At 63.1% G+C, this 19549-nt stretch carries 16 protein-coding genes; 5 read left to right on the plus strand and 11 right to left on the minus strand.

Annotation, left to right across the window (positions count from 1 at the left end; translation table 11 throughout):
* Entirely contained in the window at positions 1–2031 is a 2031-nt protein-coding gene (locus BIO17B3_RS01510) for an ATP-dependent DNA helicase (protein ID WP_232054149.1), read from the minus strand.
* A 136-nt stretch (positions 2032–2167) separates the two neighbouring features.
* On the opposite strand from BIO17B3_RS01510, the gene BIO17B3_RS01515 reads away from it, so the two are divergent.
* The gene (locus BIO17B3_RS01515; protein ID WP_156052727.1) at positions 2168–3028 is read left to right on the plus strand and encodes a PP2C family serine/threonine-protein phosphatase; all 861 of its coding nucleotides are present in this window, start codon (positions 2168–2170) and stop codon (positions 3026–3028) included.
* Here BIO17B3_RS01515 and BIO17B3_RS01520 read toward each other — a convergent pair.
* From BIO17B3_RS01520 to BIO17B3_RS01540, 5 genes are all read right to left on the minus strand, one after another.
* Positions 3017–3823 (minus strand): enoyl-CoA hydratase, encoded by an 807-nt coding sequence (locus BIO17B3_RS01520; protein ID WP_156052728.1) that lies wholly within the window; start codon positions 3821–3823, stop codon positions 3017–3019. The two genes, BIO17B3_RS01515 and BIO17B3_RS01520, sit on opposite strands and share 12 nt — an antisense overlap.
* Before the next feature lie 62 nt (positions 3824–3885).
* On the minus strand, positions 3886–4293 hold the full coding sequence (locus tag BIO17B3_RS01525; RefSeq protein ID WP_156052729.1) for a lysozyme inhibitor LprI family protein: 408 nt from the start codon (positions 4291–4293) through the stop codon (positions 3886–3888).
* Positions 4294–4360: 67 nt separating this feature from the next.
* Positions 4361–5293 (minus strand): DmsC/YnfH family molybdoenzyme membrane anchor subunit, encoded by a 933-nt coding sequence (locus BIO17B3_RS01530; RefSeq protein WP_156052730.1) that lies wholly within the window; start codon positions 5291–5293, stop codon positions 4361–4363.
* Between the two features lie 4 nt (positions 5294–5297).
* Positions 5298–6125: a 4Fe-4S dicluster domain-containing protein gene (locus tag BIO17B3_RS01535; RefSeq protein WP_156052731.1), complete on the minus strand. Its 828-nt coding sequence runs from the start codon at positions 6123–6125 to the stop codon at positions 5298–5300.
* Complete coding sequence (locus BIO17B3_RS01540; protein WP_156052732.1) at positions 6122–9103, minus strand: molybdopterin oxidoreductase family protein; 2982 nt, start codon at positions 9101–9103, stop codon at positions 6122–6124. Before BIO17B3_RS01540 ends, BIO17B3_RS01535 begins: the two co-directional genes overlap by 4 nt.
* A 183-nt stretch (positions 9104–9286) precedes the next feature.
* On the opposite strand from BIO17B3_RS01540, the gene BIO17B3_RS01545 reads away from it, so the two are divergent.
* Complete coding sequence (locus BIO17B3_RS01545) at positions 9287–9970, plus strand: chloride channel protein (RefSeq protein ID WP_156052733.1); 684 nt, start codon at positions 9287–9289, stop codon at positions 9968–9970.
* A gap of 6 nt (positions 9971–9976) precedes the next feature.
* The gene (locus tag BIO17B3_RS01550; RefSeq protein WP_156052734.1) at positions 9977–10147 is read left to right on the plus strand and encodes a hypothetical protein; all 171 of its coding nucleotides are present in this window, start codon (positions 9977–9979) and stop codon (positions 10145–10147) included.
* Positions 10148–10185: 38 nt separating this feature from the next.
* On the opposite strand, the gene BIO17B3_RS01555 is transcribed toward BIO17B3_RS01550, so the two are convergent.
* On the minus strand, positions 10186–11889 hold the full coding sequence (locus BIO17B3_RS01555) for an IS1634-like element ISThsp8 family transposase (RefSeq protein WP_156052735.1): 1704 nt from the start codon (positions 11887–11889) through the stop codon (positions 10186–10188).
* A 160-nt stretch (positions 11890–12049) separates the two neighbouring features.
* Between BIO17B3_RS01555 and BIO17B3_RS01560 the strand changes: the two genes are divergently transcribed.
* Positions 12050–12604 (plus strand): chloride channel protein, encoded by a 555-nt coding sequence (locus tag BIO17B3_RS01560; protein ID WP_197737894.1) that lies wholly within the window; start codon positions 12050–12052, stop codon positions 12602–12604.
* Positions 12605–12695: 91 nt separating this feature from the next.
* On the plus strand, positions 12696–13814 hold the full coding sequence (locus BIO17B3_RS01565; RefSeq protein WP_156052737.1) for an alkene reductase: 1119 nt from the start codon (positions 12696–12698) through the stop codon (positions 13812–13814).
* Between the two features lie 103 nt (positions 13815–13917).
* On the opposite strand, the gene BIO17B3_RS01570 is transcribed toward BIO17B3_RS01565, so the two are convergent.
* From BIO17B3_RS01570 to BIO17B3_RS01585, 4 genes are all read right to left on the minus strand, one after another.
* Positions 13918–14931: an SDR family oxidoreductase gene (locus BIO17B3_RS01570; RefSeq protein ID WP_156052738.1), complete on the minus strand. Its 1014-nt coding sequence runs from the start codon at positions 14929–14931 to the stop codon at positions 13918–13920.
* Between the two features lie 6 nt (positions 14932–14937).
* On the minus strand, positions 14938–16218 hold the full coding sequence (locus tag BIO17B3_RS01575; RefSeq protein ID WP_156052739.1) for a nucleotide sugar dehydrogenase: 1281 nt from the start codon (positions 16216–16218) through the stop codon (positions 14938–14940).
* Between the two features lie 24 nt (positions 16219–16242).
* Positions 16243–17649 carry a TIGR03013 family XrtA/PEP-CTERM system glycosyltransferase gene (locus tag BIO17B3_RS01580; protein ID WP_156052740.1) on the minus strand — a complete coding sequence of 469 codons (1407 nt, stop codon included), beginning with the start codon at positions 17647–17649 and terminating at the stop codon, positions 16243–16245.
* 288 nt (positions 17650–17937) lie between these two features.
* Positions 17938–19524 (minus strand): GMC family oxidoreductase, encoded by a 1587-nt coding sequence (locus BIO17B3_RS01585; protein ID WP_156052741.1) that lies wholly within the window; start codon positions 19522–19524, stop codon positions 17938–17940.
* Positions 19525–19549: the final 25 nt, after the last annotated feature.

Consider the following 19549-nt stretch of genomic DNA (forward strand, 5'->3'; position numbering starts at 1 on the left):
TCACTTCGTTCCCTGCAAAAACGCCTGAGCCTCTGCCGTTTGGCTCACGCGCGTGAAGGGCGGCAGGCTCGCCAGAAGTTGTCGCCCCCAGCCGGTCGCCGTCAGGCGCCGGTCGCACACCACCAGCACTCCCCTATCGCTTTCGGTGCGGATCAAGCGGCCCGCCCCTTGCTGCAGCGAGAGCGCGGCCTGGGGCATGCTGTAGTCGGCAAAGCCGCTGCGCCCTTCGGCCTCGATCTGCTTGAGCCGTGCGGCGGTGAGCGGATCGTCGGGCGGGGCGAACGGTAATTTGTCGATGATCACCAGGGTCAGTCGGTCACCGGGCAGATCGACGCCCTCCCAAAAACTCTGACTGCCCACCAGCACCGCCTGCGGCGTGCTGGCGAAGCGGGCCAGCAAGGCGGCTTTCGATTCGTCGAACTGTTCCAGCACGGCCCTGCCCGGCAGCAGCGCACGCAGGGTTTGCGCGATGATCTTCGCCGCCCGCAGCGTGGTGGTGAGCACGAACGTGCCGCCGGTATTGCCCGTGGCGAGTTGGGCGGCGAGCGCCCCCACCGATTCCGAATGGCCCGGCTGGTTGGGCAGCGGCAAGTCTTGCGGCACCAGCAAGCGCCCTTGCTCGGCATAGTCGAACGGGCTGGCCACGCGCAATTCGCGGCAACGCGGCGCCACCCCGCCTTCCACCGGCGCACAGCCGCCCTGCTCCGGCGTCAGCCCCAGCGCGGCGCGGGCGTGGCGAAAGCTGCCGCCCACGCTCAAGGTCGCCGAGGTGAAAATCCAGGCCTGACTGCGCTGTGCCACCAGGGCGGCAAACGCCGGTGCGATGGACAAGGGCGCGGCTTGCAGCCGCAGATGCGCGCTGCCCACATCGGCCCAGCGCACCTGTGGCGGCGCGTCGGTCTGATCGGGGTCAGGCGCGGCCTGCCAACTTGAAAAGGCCTGGTGCAAGGCGGTGCAGCGATCCATCAGCCGCTCGAACTCAGCCGCCGACTCGACATGGGCCGACAGCACCTCCGCGGTATGCGCCAGTTGCGCCTGGAGGTCGTGCAAGGCCACATCCCACCCGGGCAGATCGAGCACCTGGGGCTGACTCAGACGCCCGGGGTTTTGCGGTGCGGCCAGGCGCAAATCGCGCGCTGCGCGCTCCAGCGCGCCGCTCAAGGTCTGCCAGTCGGCCAGGCCTTTGGCGTGTTGCAGGCCGCCGGCCAGCACGTCGCGGCTGAGATCGACCACCTGCGCCGTGCCGCAGCGCGCCCCGAGGAATTGCACCCCGATTTCGGCAAGCTGATGCGCTTCGTCGAGAATCAGCGTGTCTGCGGTCGGCAGCAATTCGGCCACGCCTTCGCCGCGCAACGCCAGATCGGCGAAAAACAGATGGTGATTGATGATCACCACGTCGGAAGCCAAGGCCTCGCGGCGCGCCTTCATCACAAAACAGGCTTTGTAGTCAGGGCAGTCGGCCCCGAGGCAGTTGTCGGTGGTGGAGGTGACGAGAAAGTTAAGCGCAGAGTTTTCTTCCAGCCCCGACAGCGCCGACAGATCGCCACGCGCATCGCTTTTGGCGAACTGCGTGATGCGGCGCAATTGCGCATGAGCATGGCGGCCGTGCACCCATTCCGCCGCGCGCTGCAGGCGGTAGAGGCAGACGTAATTCGAGCGGCCCTTGAGCACGCAGGTACTCACCGCCGCGCCCAGCGCACGGCGTGCGGCGGGCAGATCCTTGTTGTAGAGCTGATCCTGCAGATTGCGGGTCGCGGTGGAAATGATCACCCGCCCGCCATGCAGCAGCGCGGGCACGAGATAAGCCAGCGTTTTGCCCGTGCCCGTACCGGCTTCCGCCATGAGGATGGCCCGGTCGGCGATGGCCCCGGCCACCGCCATCGCCAGCTCTCGCTGCCCCTCGCGCACCGACCACTGTGGTAATTCCTCCTGCAGCGGACTGCCGGGAGAAAACAGCGCGTCGCAATGCTCGGCCAAAGCCGTGGAGGTTTCTGACGCCTGAGGCGTCGAAGACGGGGAATCAGCGCGCATGCCGATGGCGGGCACATTCCAGTGCCGCGCAGCATGGCGAAGGCGGACATGCGCGCCCCCTAGAATCAATGTGTTCCATCAGTTTGTTCATCCGCTCACTCATAGCCGCCTTCTGCACCGAATCGCCGCCGATTCTATGGATCCCACCGATCACTACCCGCCGTCCCGGTTGCCGCCCCTGCCCACGCCGGTGCAGCACCGCGCGGGTACCCGCTGGCGGCTGAGCGCGGCAAGTGGCCTGCACAAAGGCGACCGGCCGTATCAGCAAGATCAACTGCGGGTCATTGCCCACCCCCGCGTGCAGGGCTGCGTGCTGGCGGTGATTGCCGACGGCATGGGCGGAAAAAGCGGCGGACGCAAAGCGGCCGATCAGGTCATGCTCACCGCGCAGCAACTGTTCGAGCGCTACCACCCGGACAGCGACGACCCGCATGCGCTGCTGCAGCAGATCGTGCAGGAAAGCCACAGCATGATCCGGCTCACCGCCCTGTCCACCGAGCAGGAGCCGCATTCCACCATCGTCTGCGCCCTGTTTCACGCCGACGAAGGCCGCTGCTACTGGTCGCATGTGGGCGACAGCCGCCTCTATATCTTCCGCAACGGTCGGCTGCTGCTGCGCACCACCGATGACTCGTATGTGCAAACCCTGGTCGACAAGGGCGAGATCACCGAAGCCAAGGCCCGCAACCATCCGATGAGCAATGTGCTGACCTGCAGTCTGGGCATGTCGGAGCTGCCGCCCAAGCCGGTGGAAGAAAGCCCGCTGATGCCAGGTGATGTGCTCATGCTGTGCAGCGACGGCGTGTGGCACTACTTCACCGATCAGGATCTGGAAATCGCCACCTCCAAACTGCAGCCGCGCGAGTGCTGTCAGTACCTGATCGACAAGGCCCGCACCCGCGCCGGCGGCCGCGGCGACAACCTGTCCCTCATCGTCATCGAGCTGGCGCGGCTGCCCGCGCCGGGTGAGACATCAAGTACGTCATCAGGCGCCTGAGGCCACGCGCCAACTCGGTTCGCGTTTTTCGATGAAGGCCTGCACGCCTTCTAGCGCGCAGTCGTCGAGCATATTGCAGGTCATGGTTTGCGCCGCGAGTTGATAGGCCGCATCGATGCCGGTCTCGACTTGGCGATAGAACAGCGCCTTGCCCATGCGCACCGCGGCGGCGGGTTTGTTCAGAATGCTGGCGACGAGGCGCTCCACTTCCGCTTCCAGCGCATCGGCCGGGGCGACGCGATTGATGAGGGCGCGCTGTTGAGCCGTGGCGGCGTCGATGAACTCGCCGGTGAGCAGCATTTCCATCGCCTGCTTGCGCGGCAGATTGCGCGCCAGCGCCACGCCGGGCGTGGAACAGAACAGCCCGTAGTTCACGCCCGAGACGGCAAAGCGCGCGTCGGCGCTGGCCACCGCCAGATCGCAACTGGCGACCAACTGGCAGCCGGCCGCCGTGGCGATGCCATGCACCTGCGCGATGACGGGCTGGGGCAGCCGCATCAATCCGGTCATGACCTTGCCGCAACGAGCGAAAAGCGACTGGTAATAGGCCTGCGAGGGCTGGGCACGCATTTCCTTGAGATCGTGCCCGGCGCAAAAAGCTCGGCCTGCGCCGCGCAGGATGACCACGCGGGCGGCGTCGTCTTCCATCAAGGCGTCGATCTGCGCCTGCAGTGCATCGAGCAAAGCCTCCGACAAGGCGTTGAACGCCTGCGGGCGGTTGAGCGTGAGGGTAACCACGCCGCGCGCATCGCGTTCATGCAGCAGGACGTCGGTCGGGTTCGTGGGGTTGGGCATGGCGGTCTCCTTGGGTTTTTAGTAGATGATGCAAGCACATGCTGAACCTTATCTGACGCGGGTCATTTGGGCGGGCAGGTGGCGCCGGAACAGTGCAAAAAGCCGTCGAGCTGGGCGATTCGGCTGCGGATCATGCCCGACAGACAGTCATCCTGTCGCGTGCTCCAGGCGGCATTTTGCCAATCGGGCGGGCCGTTGCGAAACTCACATTCCGCATTCGCCCAGCGCCGCCACAGATTCTGCGCATGATCAAGCCGCCGCTCGGTGTAGGTGCCCATCACCTTCTGCAATTCCAGGCGATAGAGATGGGTCATGCGCTCATTGAGCGCGCGCCGGGTCTGCGCGGCGCAATCTGCGCTACGCGGTTGCGACAGGCAGATGGGCGGGGTCTTCACCTCAATCGCGGCCTGCGCCTGCCCGAAACACGTCAACACCAACAACCCGCCGCACAAAAAGCCGATTCCACGCATGTTCATCCTCTTTCAAAAGAAGGATGGAGCCGCGCCGCGAGCGGGCGTTCCCGCTGGTTTCAATCGGTCACAGCGCGGCCTGGTAATAGCGGTTTTGCGGATGACGGACCTGGGCGAAAAAATCCCAGCGCTCGGCCAGCATGCCCAGCAGATTGCTCGCCAGCGCCAGCGGCCAGCCGACCCAGCGCAGCGGCTGCGGCGTGAGAAGCAGCAGCAAAACCGGCAGCACGAAGCCAAACACCACGAAGCCCCAGCGCGTACCCGCCACCCACAGCGCGCTTCGTCCATGAAAGAACTCGCGGGTGTTGAATGCCCCGGCGGTGAAGCCCTTGGAGGTCTGGCGGATCACCGCACTGCCCACCCCGATGGCCGACTGCATCGACCCCGCAGGTGTCAGACCCCGCACACGCAGCAGCGCCGCCAGACGCCCCACTAGGGCAACGCCCAGCAATGCGGCGGCGCCGCGGGCATAGATCGCCGCCTGCGGCGTCAGCCGCCACAGCGCCAGCACGGAAGCCAGCAGACAGCCGCTGGCCAGACCCATCAGCACGAAGTTCAGCACGGTGAGCGGGGTGGCCCATTCGCGCAGAAACCGCACCCCCGCGTAGATCATGGCGGTGCAGACCCAGAGCGCGAGCGCGCCGACGATCAAGACCGCGGCCAGCAGACCAGGCCAGTCGTGCAGGGTTTGAATGCCCAGCAGGCTCAAGGCGGTCAATCCCAGGAAGGTCGGCAGGGCGATGACCTCGCGCGATAGCCAGGAGGTGCGCCACATGGCGGCGGCGCGCCAGGCGCGCTCCTGCCGCCCCAAATGGCCGAACGAGGCGGCCAGCCCGATAACGCCCAGCCCCAAGATGATCCACAGACTCAAGCTGCAAAACGCCAGCCAACAGGCGCTCTGCGCCGCGCCGAACAGCGCTGGCAGCGCCACCACAACCCCCAGCCCCTGCGCGCAACCGACCAGGGTGGTGAGCAATAAAACGGAAAATGCGGGACGCATGACTTTAGCGAGCCTCCAGTTGAGTAGCCTCGGCGGTCTTGTGGCCCGCGTGCGTTTGCGAGGGCTTGGAGAACGCGCCGAACAGCTTGGCGAACAACCCGCGCGCTTCGACTTCCAGCGCCGCTTCACTCGGCGCCGGGCGCACCGCAGCGGCTTGTGGGCGCGCCGTGGTCTGGTGCGGCGACGCGGCCTCCGCGTTCGTCGGTGCAGCGCCTTGCAGCAGTTGACGAGGCAGATAGTGATTGGCCGGACGGGTGCCGAGTTCGGGCATCAGGGCATAGCCGCCGCGTTCGCGGATGGCGCGAGACACCTCGGACTCGGGGTCGTGCACATCGCCGAACAGGCGCGCGTTGGTCGGGCAGGCGTTGACGCAGGCCGGGCGGCGCTGCGCCTGCGGAATGCTCTCGTCGTAGATGCGATCGACGCACAGGGTGCACTTGGTCATCACCCCGCGGTCTTCGTCGTATTCGCGTGCACCGTAGGGGCAGGCCCAGGAGCAGTATTTGCAGCCGATGCACTTGTCGCTATCGACCAGCACGATGCCGTCTTCCTGGCGTTTGTACGACGCGCCGGTCGGGCAAACGGGCACGCAGGGCGGCTCTTCGCAGTGCAGGCAGCTCTTGGGAAAGTGCACGGTCTGCGTCTGCGGAAACTGCCCCACCTCGTAGGTCTGCACCCGGTTGAAAAACACCCCCAGCGGATTCTCGCCGTAGGGTTCGTGGTCGCTCAGATGCCCGGCCGTCCCGGAGGTGTTCCACTGTTTGCAGGAAGTGACGCAGGCGTGGCAGCCCACGCAGACATTGAGGTCGATGACCAGGGCGAGTTGGGTCATGGCTGTTTTCCTTGGCGGGACGAACGCCCGGCGAAATAGCGCAGCACACTGAGGTGCGGTGCGTGCGGTGCAGGCTGGGGCAGCGCGGCGGGAGGTGCAAATTGCGGCCAGCTCTGCTCGGCGAAAGCAGGCAGTGGCTCGTCGGTTTCAGGCGGGGCTTCGGCGTGGTCGACGCGCACCCGCACGTCATACCAGCCGGCCTGGCCGGTGACTGGGTCGCTGTTGGAGATCAGTCCCTGCCCGGCGCCCAGCGCGTTGGCCGGCAGCTCTTCGCGGATGAGATGGTTGAGCAAAAAGCCGGTCTGCGCCTCTTCGGCATGCGGATGCAGTCCCCAGAAGCCACTGGCCTTGCCGATGGCATTCCAGGTCCACACCGTGCCGGGCTCGACCGCCTCGCTGTATTGGCAGCGGGCCCGCACCCGGCCCCAGGGCGAGGTGATCCACAGCCAGTCGCCATCGGCGATGCCTTGCTGAGCGGCTACTGCGGGATTGACGTAAAGCCGGTTGTGGCCGTGAATCTGCCGCAGCCAGGCGTTCTGCGAGTCCCAGGCGTGATACATCGCCATCGGGCGCTGGGTCACGGCGGCCAGTGGAAAGCGCGCCAGATCGGTGGCCGCATGTTCCAGCGGCGGCTCCCAGAAGGGCAGCGGATCGAAGTGATGCGCCACCCGCGCCCGCAGCGCTTCGGGCGGTTGCCGACCGGGGCGCTGGCCGCGCGCCGCCAGCCGGAACTGCTGCAGCACGTCGGAGTAGAGCGCGATGATGATGGGCGTGTTGCGCGCGCGCCAGCCCTGCTCCTGCGCAAAGTCGAGGTAGTCGCGGTTCCAGTTGCGCATATAGCGCAACGACTCGGGCAGGTGGTGAAAGTGCACGCAGTCGTTTTTCGCATACATGTCCCATTGCTTTGGGTTGGGCTCGCCCTTGAGCGACTGCGTGCCGTCCTTGCCGCGCCAGCCCGACAGAAAGCCAATGCCTGAGCCGGGCGCGGTTTCGTAGTTGACGATGAAGTCGGGGTAGTCCTTGTACTTGCGGCTGCCGTCGGCGTTCACGAAAGCCGGCAGGCCGAGGCGACCTGCCAGCTCCACCAGCACTTCCTGGAATGGCCGCGTTTGCGCCAGAGGCGGCAGCACGGGCACGCGTACCGAATCCACCGGGCCGTCGAACTCGGAGATGGGCCGGTCGAGCAAGGACATGGCGTCATGGCGCTCCAGATAGCTGGTGTCGGGCAGGAGCAGATCGGCGAAGGCGGTCATCTCGCTCTGAAAGGCATCGCACACCACGAGGAAGGGAATGCGGTAGCTGCCGTCTTCGCGCTTGTCGCGCAACATCTGCCGCACGTCCACGGTGTTCATGGCCGAATTCCACGCCATGTTGGACATGAAGATCAGCAGGGTGTCGATGGGATAGGGATCGCCGCGCCAGGCGTTGGTGATGACGTTGTGCATCAGGCCATGCACCGCCAGCGGATGCTCCCAGGAAAACGCCTTGTCGATGCGCAGCGGGCTGCCGTCGTCCATCAGTGCGAGATCGTCGGGCGAAGTCGGCCAGCCCAGCGGCGCGCCGTTCAGCGGCGTGTCGGGCCGCACGTCTTGCGGGCCGCGCGGGTTGCGCACCTCGGGCGGAACGTCCTTCGGGTACGGCGCCTTGTGGCGAAAGCCGCCAGGCGCATCGATCGTGCCCAGCAGACTCATCAGAATCGATAGCGCGCGGATGGTCTGAAAACCGTTGGAATGCGCCGCGAGACCCCGCATGGCGTGAAACGCCAGCGGTTTGCTGCGCACCGTGGCGTGCTCGCGACCGAGCCAGTCGGTCCAGGCGATGGGCAGGTCTTCGCCCTGATCGAGCGCGGCCTGCGCCATCTCTTGCGCCAGTTGGCGAATGCGCTCGGCGCCCACCCCGGTGATGCCCGCGGCCCATTCGGGCGTGCTGTCGGCCAGTTGTTCGCGCAGCAGTTGCAGCGCGGGCGCCACCGGCGTGCCATCGGACAGACGGTAGTGGCCGGAAAGCGCGGGCTGCGCGCCCTCGCTCCAGGCGGGCACGGGGCGCTGGGTCACGGCGTCCCACCACATCCGGCCTTGCGATTGCGCCGTGCCAGAGGCATCGGGGATGAACAAGCCGTCTTGCGCGTGGCCCGGTTGCACCCGCAGCAGTTGCGCGCCGTTGGTGTAGTGCGCGGTGAAGTCGGCATCGAAGCGGCCGGTGCGCAGCAGTTCGTGCACCAATGCCTGCAGCAAAGCGCCATCGGTGCCGGGGCGAATCGGGATCCACTCGTCGGCAATGGCAGAGTAGCCGGTGCGCACCGGGTTGATGGAGATGAAGCGCCCGCCCGCCCGCTTGAATTTGGACAGCGCGATTTTCATCGGGTTGCTGTGGTGATCTTCGGCGGTGCCGATCATCACGAACAGCTTGGCGCGCTCCAGATCGGGCCCGCCGAATTCCCAGAAACTGCCACCGAAGGTGTAGATCATGCCGGCGGCCATGTTCACCGAGCAGAAGCCGCCGTGCGCGGCATAGTTGGGCGTGCCGTACTGCCGGGCGAACAGCCCGGTGAGCGCCTGCATCTGGTCGCGCCCGGTGAACAGCGCGAATTGCTTGGGGTCGGTGGCGCGCAGGTGACGCAGCCGGTCTTCCAGCGTCTGCAGCGCTTCGTCCCACGAGATCGGCTCGAACTCACCCGCGCCGCGCTCGCTGCCGGGTTTGCGGCGCAAGGGCTGCGTCAGGCGCGCGGGCGACACCTGTTTCATGATGCCGGCCGACCCCTTGGCGCAAATCACGCCCTGGTTGAGCGGATGGTTGGGGTTGCCCTCGATGAAACGCACCTCGCCATCGCGCAGATGCACTTTGATGCCGCAGCGGCAGGCGCACATATAGCAGGTAGTCGTCTTCACCTCGGTATCGCCGGGCGGCGGGGTGAGCGGGTCGTGCAGCGGCTGTCCGTTGGAGAACAGGCGATCAAGCGGTTTGAACAGGGCGGACATGGCGGAGGCTGTCTCTTTTTAATGAGATGGATAGACCTTAGCCGCCGACCATTGATTCAACAAACGAATTGTTCTGATTTTTTATATCTGATTTTGTGATGATTTGAGCGGCTTGTTCACCTGTAGTGACCTGATCGCCGCTTACACTGGATTGCAACCACACGCCACGCCGAACAACACTCCATGACGCTCCTGCACACGCACTCCAGCTACCAACGCCCCGTTCACATGTTCGGCCTGAGCCTGCTCATGGGCGTGATTGGCGGGCTGGGCGCGGTGCTGTTTCTGCGCATGCTCGATCTGGCGCAGGTCTGGATGCTGGGCGCAATCGCCCATGTGGAGCCGACCACGGTGACGCAAGCCATGTCGCTGCACGCCATACCACAGGCGGGCGCGTTGAACTGGTGGATTCCGGTTTCGACCACGCTGGGCGGGCTGATCTCCGGCATGCTCGTCTATACCTTTGCGCCCGAAGCCGAAGGGCACGGCACCGACGGCGCGGTCAAGGCCTATCACCAACTGGGCGGTTACATCCGCGCGCGAGTCATCGTGGTCAAGAGCATCGCATCGGCCGTGACCATCGGCTCGGGCGGCGTCGCCGGGCGCGAAGGCCCCACGGCGCAGATCGCCGCCGGGGTGGGCTCGCTGATCGGGCGGCTGCTGAATTTAAGCGAAGACGAAAAGCGCCTGATGGTGCTCACCGGCATGGCCGCCGGGCTTTCGGCCATTTTCAAAAGCCCTCTGGGTACGGCCATTTTCGCCGTCGAGGTGCTCTATTCCAGCATGGCTTTCGACGGCCGCGCCCTGCCCTACACCCTTACCAGCGCGGCGCTTGGTTTTGCCACCGTCTGCCTGTTCACCGGCTAGGGCACCTTGTTCACCGTGCCTTCGAGCGTGAATTTCGACGCGCCGGTTGAGCTGCTCTGGTACGCCCTGTTGGGGGTTCTCAGCGGCGTAATGGCGGCGATTCTGCCCACGGTGTTCTACCGCCTGCGCGACGAGTTTCGCGCTCTGCCCACCGGAGTTCGACAGTTACGGTCGTAAGTACGCGATATCGTTAGGGTGAGCGTTGAAACGTGCCCCTACAGGAGTGCGAGTTGGTCGTCGATGGCGGGTTTCGGAAGCTTGAGTCCTTGGAGGATGGCGTGGTCGGCGTCGCTGAGCGAGGACGTGCCGTCGCGGCGCTCGCCGCCGAGGTGGACCTGGTGGTATTGGATGCGTCGCAGTTGCTCGAGTGCACGTTCGGGCGACAGCTTGGAGCCGGCGTCCTTGAGGCGCATGCGCATGACGCGGTACAGCACCAGAGCGATGAAGCAGATCAGCGCATGGGCACGGATGCGGTCGGGCAAGCGGTGGAACACCGGGGCGATCTCGATCTCGGATTTGAGAATCTTGAAGCCGCGCTCGATGTCGGCCAGGCTCTTGTAGCGTCGCAGAACCTCAAGCGCCGACAACTCTGGCACATTGGTCACCAACAACAGCTTGCCGTCGCCCAGTTCTGCACGCGCCAGCGCCTTGTCGTCGATGACGTAGGTGAACAGATCCGATTGCAGGTCGACCTTGATGATCGAGCCCAGATGCGCCTCGGAGACCGCGCGATACAGCCAGGCCTTAGCACCGGAGTCGCTCAGGCGCCGGCCTCTGAAGGCGGTGCCGCCTTCTTGCGCATCAAGCTTGCCAGCACGCTGCTGGGCTTCCTGCGTGAGTTCTCCGATATGCTGGCGGCGCGCTGCGGTTTGTTCCAGGGCGCGGCGCGGATCGTGGGCCCAGACCAGGCGCAGGTCCTGCCAGCGGGTCTCGCCGAGGACCTCGCGGGTGGCCGCCGCGCAGCGCAGCGCGTGAATCGGCTCCAGGATCTCGGCGAACTCGGCGTAGCGCCGCCCCGGCACGGCCAGGATGAACTCCACGGGCTGCTCGGTGCCGCCCACGCGTTGCCCGCGCAGCCACTCCAGATTGTCCAGGCTGAGCAGACCGCGATCGGCCACCAGCACCACGCGCTTGACCGGGTACAGCGCCAGAACCTCTTGAACCACGGTGCTGAGCGTCGGTGCCTCGGCCGTGTTCCCTTCCCAGACCCGATGCGTCAGCGGCAGTCCCTCGGCCGTCTGCACCACGCCGAGCATGAACTGGCGACGCATCCCCCCGTCCTTGGACAGGCCGAACTGGCGCAGGTCGCCGGCCAACTCGGTCTGGCCCTCCACGCCGATGGTGGTCATGTCGTAGAACACCACCGACAGATCCTGGTCGATCAGCGGGCGCAGCAGCCCGGCCAACGCCGCCTGGACGCAGTCCTGGTGTTCGACCAGCGCATCCATCGCCCGCAGCAGGTGCTGATGCGTCACCTCCTTGGGCGCAAAGCGCGGCAGCGCCACCGTCTGCAACCAGCGCAGCACGCCGAGCTTGGACGTCGGGTCGCACAGGCGGTTGAGCACCATCAGGCGCACCAGCGCCTCGACGTCGATGCGGCTGCGCGTGCGACCAAAAACCCGGCGCAGCTCGCCAAATCCCAATTCGTCCCACAGCTCGGTCAGCGCCCATACGTCGCCCAGGGCGCGGCTGGACTCGAACCGCACGTCGGCCACGGTCGCCACCGCGCCGGCCTCCGGCGGCATGTCGCCGCGAAGTCGCTGCAGGCCGCGGATCACGCTCTCAAGCTGGCTGCCAGCTTGGTCGGCGCGCCCCAGGGTGGCCACCGTGCGTTTCTTCACCCGCCCGCTCTCATCCCGGTAGGACTCCACGAGCTGGACGTAGCGGCGACCGCCGGAGGTGGTGATCTTGATGAACATGCCGCCACAATACACCAACCCATCTTCAAATGGCAACAGCCTCACAATGTGGAAAAACGTGCCACCACACGTACTTTTCCAAAAACGAGGCTAACCCTTTGTTCCGTCAAGGCCGGGTCGGCGTTTTCAGCCAATTTTTGACTCAAACTGTCGAACTCCGGTGCCCATTCCCAACCACGTCAAGCCGGCCATCGGCGGTCTGATCGTGGGCATCGTCGGCATGTTCGCTCCGCAGATTCTGGCCGGCGGGTATGGCGTGATGCAGTTGGCGGTGCAAGGGACGGTGGGAGCAGGAGTGTTGTTCCTGTTGGTGCTTTCGCTGCTCAAGGTGCTGACGCTGTCGATGACCATCGGCTCCGGCGGATCGGGCGGCGTGTTCGCTCCCAGTCTTTTTGTCGGCGCGCTGCTGGGTGCAGCCCTGGGCACGCTGATGCATCACTTGGGCATCACCGATGCGCCCATTGCGGGTTTGGCGCTGGTGGGCATGGCGGCCGTGTTCGGCGGCGCCGCGCGCGTGCCCATCGCCACCATGGTGATGGTGGCCGAGATGACCGGCGGCTACAAGCTCATGGCGCCCACCATGCTCGCGGTGGTCATCAGCTTTCTGCTTCAGGTCTGGCTGACGCGCAAAGCGCGCTATCCGTCGCTCTACGAGGCCCAGCTTCCCGGCCCCGAGCAAAGCCCGATCTACAAAAGCGCTCCAGGCGCGCGCTGAGCCGGGATGCTCGGTCTGTTTTTCAGCACTCGTGCAGGCCTTGCGAAAGCCCCCTACGATATTGATGCACTGCAACAGCAAAAGGAATGACATGACTGCACCTACCCTGTTCACCCCTCTGCAACTCGGCGCCCTGCAACTGCCCAACCGCATGGTGATGGCGCCGCTGACGCGCTCCCGCGCGCTACAGCCGGGCGACATTCCGGGCGAAATGAATGCACGCTATTACGCCCAGCGCGCCTCCGCCGGACTGATCGTGAGCGAGGCCACGCAAATCTCCCGGCAAGGCCAGGGTTACGCCTTCACCCCAGGCATTTATACCGACGCGCAAGTCGCCGGTTGGAAAATAGTCACCGATGCGGTGCACGCCGCCGGCGGCCATATGGCCATGCAGCTCTGGCATGTGGGGCGCATCTCCCATCACCTGCTTCAACAAGACGGTCAGGCCCCGGTCGCGCCCAGCGCCCTGCGCAGCGACACGGGCGAATCCTTCGTCGTGCTGCCTGATGAAGGCCCCAAGCGCGTGCCCTGCGATATGCCGCGCGCGCTCGAAACCGCCGAAATTCCGGGCATCATCGCCGACTACCGACGAGCAGCCGAGCGCGCGCTGCAAGCGGGCTTCGACCTGCTGGAGTTGCACAGCGCCAACGGCTATCTGCTGCAACAGTTTTTGGCGACCAACGCCAACCAACGCACCGATCAATACGGCGGCAGCTTGGAAAACCGCGCCCGCATCGTGCTCGAAGCCATCGATGCACTGATTGCGGTGGCCGGTGCCAACCGGGTGGGGGTGCGAATCTCGCCGCATTTCAATCGTCACGACATTCAGGACGCGCAGACCGAAGAGATTCACCTCTACCTGGCGCAGGAATTCAATCGCCGCGGCATTGCCTACATCCACATCGCCGAACCCGACTGGGCGGGCGGCCCGGCGCTGACCGACGAGTTCCGCAAAAAGCTGCGTGCCGCCTATGCGGGCCGCATCATCGTCTGCGGCAACTACACCCGAGAATCCGCCGAGGCCCGCCTGGCTTCAGGACTGGCCGACGCGGTAGCCTTTGGCCGCCCCTTCATCGCCAACCCGGATCTGGTGGCGCGTTTTCAGCAAGGCGCGGCACTGAACAAACCCAATCCTTCCACCTTCTACGGTGGCGGCGAGGCAGGCTATACCGACTACCCTTCACTCGACGCCACCCCGGCGACGGTCTGAACGGGTCAATTCAACGCCCGGATTGACGCCCTGTCTTGCTCTCTCAGCGACCTGCCTATCCGGCAGCTTGCTGAGAGAAAGATCAACGATCAAACCTTGACCTTTACGGCTTGGCAACGTACCAAGGCATGGCGATTTTCAAGCCGGCGCGCACGCTGAAATCGGGGCTGTAGCCCAACAGGCGTTTGGCCTTGCTGATGTCGGCAAGGGAATGACGTACATCACCCTTGCGAAAGTCGCGGTAGACCGGCGGGGTGAATTTCACGCTAGTGTCGAGCGCCATGATTTCCTCGCTCAACAACTGGTGAAGGGTGTTCAGGCTGGTCTGCTCGCCAAACGCCACGTTGTAGACCTGATTCGCCGATTCAGGATGGGTACTCAACCCCGCCAGCACATTGGCCTGCACCACGTTGTCGACATAGCAGAAGTCGCGTGTGGTTTCGCCGTCGCCATTGATGAAACAAGGCTGATTGCCGCGGATGGCTTTGGCCCAATTGGGAATGACCGCCGCATAAGGGCCATTGGGATCCTGGCGGGTGCCGAACACGTTGAAATAGCGCAGCCCGATGCTCTGCAAGCCATAGACCCGGCCGAATACGTCGGCATAAAGTTCGTTGAGATATTTGGTCACCGCATAGGGCGACAGCGGCTTGCCGATGAGGTCCTCGACCTTGGGCAAGCCCGGATGATCGCCATAGGTGGAGCTGGAAGCAGCATAAACGAAGCGGCTCACGCCCGCGTCGCGCGCGGCGACCAGCATGTTCAGAAAACCCGTGGCGTTGACCGCATGCGTTGCCAGCGGGTTTTCAATCGAGCGCGGCACAGATCCCAAAGCCGCCTCATGCAACACAATGTTGACGCCCTGACAAGCCCGCTGGCAGGTCTGCGGATCGACAATGTCACCCTCGATGAAGGTGTGCCGCTTCCAGGCCTCTTCGCCAACGAGGCGCCGCACTTCATCCAGATTGGATTGATGGCCGGTTGAAAAATTGTCCAGACTGACCACGTCCTGGCCATGGGTCAGAAGCGTTTGGATCAGGTGAGAGCCGATGAATCCGGCGCTCCCCGTCACCAGCCAGCGCTGGGGCTTCGAAGACAGCAGTTGTTCGATCGACATGGCGGCTCAAAGTCTCCAGACCTGGGCGCCGTGCGACCGAAGCGCGGCAGCGTCGTATTGGCACTTGATGTCCATGAAAATGCCAGACGGCAGCAGCTTTTCGAGAGTTTCGGCGACCGACATGTCCTTGTAGGCTTGGTGCGCCACGGCCGCCACGATGGCCTGAGCGCGAGGCAATTCGGCCCAAGGCGTGAGCGTGACGCCATATTCATGCACAGCCTCGGCCGCATCGGCAATGGGGTCGTGCACGATCACGTTGACCCCATATGACGCCAGTTCGCGAATCACGTCGATCACCTTGGAATTGCGCAGATCGGGGCAGTTTTCCTTGAAGGTCAGACCGAGAACGATCACGTCGCTCCCCTTGATCGGCAGGCCCGCCTGACTCATTTGCTTGATCGTCTGTTCAGCGATGTATTTGCCCATGCCGTCATTGATGCGACGCCCCGCCAGAATCACTTGCGGGTGATAGCCGAGCATGTCGGCCTTGTGCGTGAGGTAATAAGGATCGACACCGATGCAATGCCCACCCACCAGGCCCGGACGAAATGGCAGGAAATTCCACTTGGTACCCGCCGCCTTGAGCACGTCCAGCGTATCAATGCCAATGCGGTGGAAAATGAGCGACAACTCATTCATCAGCGCAATATTCAGGTCGCGCTGCGTGTTTTCAATCACTTTCGCCGCCTCGGCCACTTTGATGCTTTCGGCTCGGTGAACCCCGGCCGTAATCACTGAGGCATAAACATTTGCGACGGTTTCAAGCGTTTCCGGGGTATCTCCCGAAACCACCTTGACAATTCGGGTCAGGGTGTGCTCTTTGTCGCCTGGATTGATACGCTCGGGTGAATAGCCGACGAAGAAATCTTTTTTCCACTTCAGCCCCGACTGTTTTTCAAGAATCGGCACACAGATTTCTTCGGTAGCCCCAGGATAAACGGTCGATTCATAGACCACGATGGCGCCGGGTTTGAGATATTTACCAACGGAGGTACTCGCGCCCACGAGGGGGCTGAAATCCGGGTTGTGGGCATCGTCAACTGGCGTCGGCACGGCGACGATCACAAAGTCGGCCTCCTTCAGTTTCGAGGCATCGGTTGTCGGCTCGAGCAAGCTCGCCTGCTTGAGGCTCTCCTGACTGACTTCCCCAGTCGGATCGATATGCTTGCAATAAGCCGCTATTTTTTCGACCGAGAGGTCGAATCCGATCGTGCGATATTTTTTACCAAACTCGACGGCCAAAGGAAGACCGACATACCCCAATCCCACCACAGCAACTACTGTCATCGTTCTCTTTCTAAAAGTTAAAAATTATCTTGCGCCTTCACCGAAAATCACGACGCGCACCGTCTCGAACAAAATGAAAAAATCGAGAAAAACGCTGTTATTTTTTACGTAGTAAAGATCGAACTGCAGCTTTCTCTTCGCGTCTTCCACCGAGGCGCCATAGGCGTAGCGCACCTGCGCCCAACCTGTGACCCCCGGTTTGACGCTGTGACGAATCGCATAGAAGGGAATATCCTTTTCGAGCATGTCCACAAAAGTCGGGCGCTCCGGGCGCGGCCCGACCATACTCATTTCTCCGCGCAAGACATTGATCAGCTGAGGCAGTTCGTCAATACGTGTTTTGCGGATGAAAGCGCCGACACGGGTGATCCGGTTGTCATTGGTGCTGGCCCATCGTGCAACGCCATCTTTTTCTGCATCCGTGCGCATACTGCGGAATTTGAGGCAGTAAAAAGACTTTCCAAACAAGCCGACACGCTCTTGCTGAAAAAATACAGGCCCCCGATCTTCTAATTTGATGAACAGAGCAGCCAATAACATGATGGGCCAGAGGGCGAGCAGAAGAACGCTGGCGCTAATGATGTCGAATAAACGCTTGGCCCAGGCACGGATATGGCCTTGTGTAAAACCGCCCCCATAAATCAGCCAACTCGCCTTCATGCTTTCCAGCGGAACCTCGCCTTTCAAGCGCTCGTAGAAAGTCGGCAAATTGTGAACCGGGGTGCCGAGAATCCGGGCCTCGAGCAGTTGGCGGATCGGGAGTACGCCGCCCCGATGTTCGCGCACGGCAACAATGATTTCATCCACCCGCATATCGAGCACAACTTGTTCGAGAGGCGTATTTTCGTCAAACACCTTACCAGCAAGTTGAACCGGCGGCTGATCATTTTGCTGAGTGGGATAGAAGCCGACGATGCTGTAGGAAGTACCGTGATTTTCCATGATCTGGCGCGATAGCGCTTGCGCCTCGCGCCCATTTCCGACGATCAAAATGCGTTGCGTCATGCCAGACAACGCTGTTTGTCGCAGGAAAATATAACGGATCAGCACGAGAAGTGCCATTTGAAACAGATAGGCAAACGCCAGCACCCGAAACGAACTGCCGGCTTCGGTGAACATCAGGGTGAACCAGTAAACCGGAAAGAAGACGAAGGCGAATGCAACCGAGGTGCGCCCTAAAAAGCTGCGCAAGCTGTTTTCCGCATCAATACGGTAAACACCCAATGCGGTGTATAGCAAAATAGTCAACGCCGTATACAGAATCAGCGGATAGAACCCCTGCTGAATCCAATACGAAAAATCTTGCTTACCCACAGTCATCACATAAACAGACCAGGTTGCAAGCGCAAAAGACAGAATGGAAATCGCCAGATCAACCAGCAATTCCAGCGTCATTTTTGCGGGAATGTATAGATTAAAGATCTTGAACATTTTTCACTCTGGGTATTGGATTATTGCGTCAGGAGAACGAGGACAATCCGGCGCGGTTGCGACACCACCTCGTTGCCAGAATTTTGCGCTGCGAGGCGGTCAGATCGATGTGAAATTTTTGGCAGTTCTGAAGACAAATCTGGGTTTCTTGTTGGGTTCGTGGGATTGTTGTCAATCGGGAATGACAGGTCTATCCCCGGCACAGGCGGCACCCCCCCAATTCAAAGGGTGCGATTGCAAAACCAATCGCAAAACCAATCGCAAAACAACGAACAGCACGACTTGGGGTCAGTTATCGGCGAGTAGCCATGCGCTGGCGCGCTCGGCAATCATGAGTGTCGGAGCGTTGGTATTGCCCGTGGGGACCTCGGGCATGATGGCCGCATCCACGACATGCAGGCCCTCGATGCCCCGGACGCGAAGCTGCGGATCGACCACACTGGCTTCGTCAGCCCCCATGCGACAGGTTCCGACCGGGTGATAGACCGTTTCGGCTTTGCTGCGGATGAATTCGGTAAAGTCGCCGTCCGGCGAGGCGAGCGTTCCAGGAAAGATCTCGGCGCCTCGCCATTTGTCGAATGCGGGTTGCGCCAATATTTCGCGCGACACGCGCGCGGCTTCGCACATGCGCAGTAGGTCGAAGCCATCGGCGTCGCTCAGGTAGTTGGGCTGAATCAGTGGATGCGCGGCGGGATCGGCACTACGCAGCCGGATACGCCCACGGCTGCGCGGATGCAATACGCAGGCGTGCAGGGTGTAGCCGTAGCCTGGCAGACGTCCCCTGCCATGGTCGTCGAGCAGCGCGGGAACGAAGTGAAATTGCAGGTCGCAGCGCGCATCGGTGGCGTAACGCGAGCGCATGAAGCCGCCGCCCTCGGCGGCATTGGAGGTTCCAACGCCCTGACGGGTGAGCCAGAACTGCAAACCGGCCAGGACGACATTGACGTGGTCGTAGGTCACGGGCTGGGTGGCGGCGTTCAAGGTGCAGATGTCGAGGTGATCCTGCAGGTTCTCGCCCACGGCCGGTAGATCGCGCACGACCGGAATGCCGATGTCGCGAAGATGATCGGCTGGCCCGATGCCCGAGAGCAGCAGAAGTTGGGGCGAATTGATCGTCCCGCCGCTGAGCACCACGCGCCCGGCTTCGATGCGCGTCGGAGAAGCGCCGCGCGTGCGCACTTGCACGCCAACTGCCCGGTTACGTTCGATCAACACGCGCTCCGTCAGGGTCTGCGTCAGCACGGTGAGGTTGTTTCGCCCGCGTACCGGAGCAAGAAAGGCGGCAGCACTGGAATGCCGCAATCCGTTTTTCTGCGTGACCTGGTAGAGCCCAACGCCTTCCTGAGTGGGGCCGTTGAAATCGGCGTTGCGGTTCAACCCGAACGACTCTCCAGCGGCCATGAACGCATCGGTCAGCACATTGTGATGCCGCAGATCGCTGACCCCCAATTCGCCTTGATCACCATGCCAAGCGTCGGCGCCGCGCGTGTTGCATTCCATGGCGCGAAACAGCGGCAGCGCGGCGTCCCACGACCACGCCGGTTCTCCGGTCAGCTCGGCCCAGCGGTCATAGTCCTGCGGCACACCCCGCACATAGCACATGGCGTTGATCGCACTCGAACCCCCGAGCACCCTGCCCCGCGGCCACCACAAACGGCGATAGTGCAACTGCGGCTCGGGCTCCGTGGTGAAGCCCCAGTTGAAGCGCTTGTGGCCCGCCAACTTGGCGATGCCCGCAGGCATGCGGATGTAGGGATGCCAGTCCGAGCCACCGGCCTCTATCAACAGCACCCGATGCGCAGGGTCAGCACTGAGCCGATTGGCCAGCACGCAGCCCGCCGAACCCGCGCCGACAATCACCGTATCGAATTCCATCGCGTCTCCTGTTTTCTGTCTCTAA

The sequence above is a fragment of the Thiomonas sp. OC7 genome (assembly GCF_900634595.1).
GTDB lineage: Bacteria > Pseudomonadota > Gammaproteobacteria > Burkholderiales > Burkholderiaceae_C > Thiomonas > Thiomonas arsenitoxydans.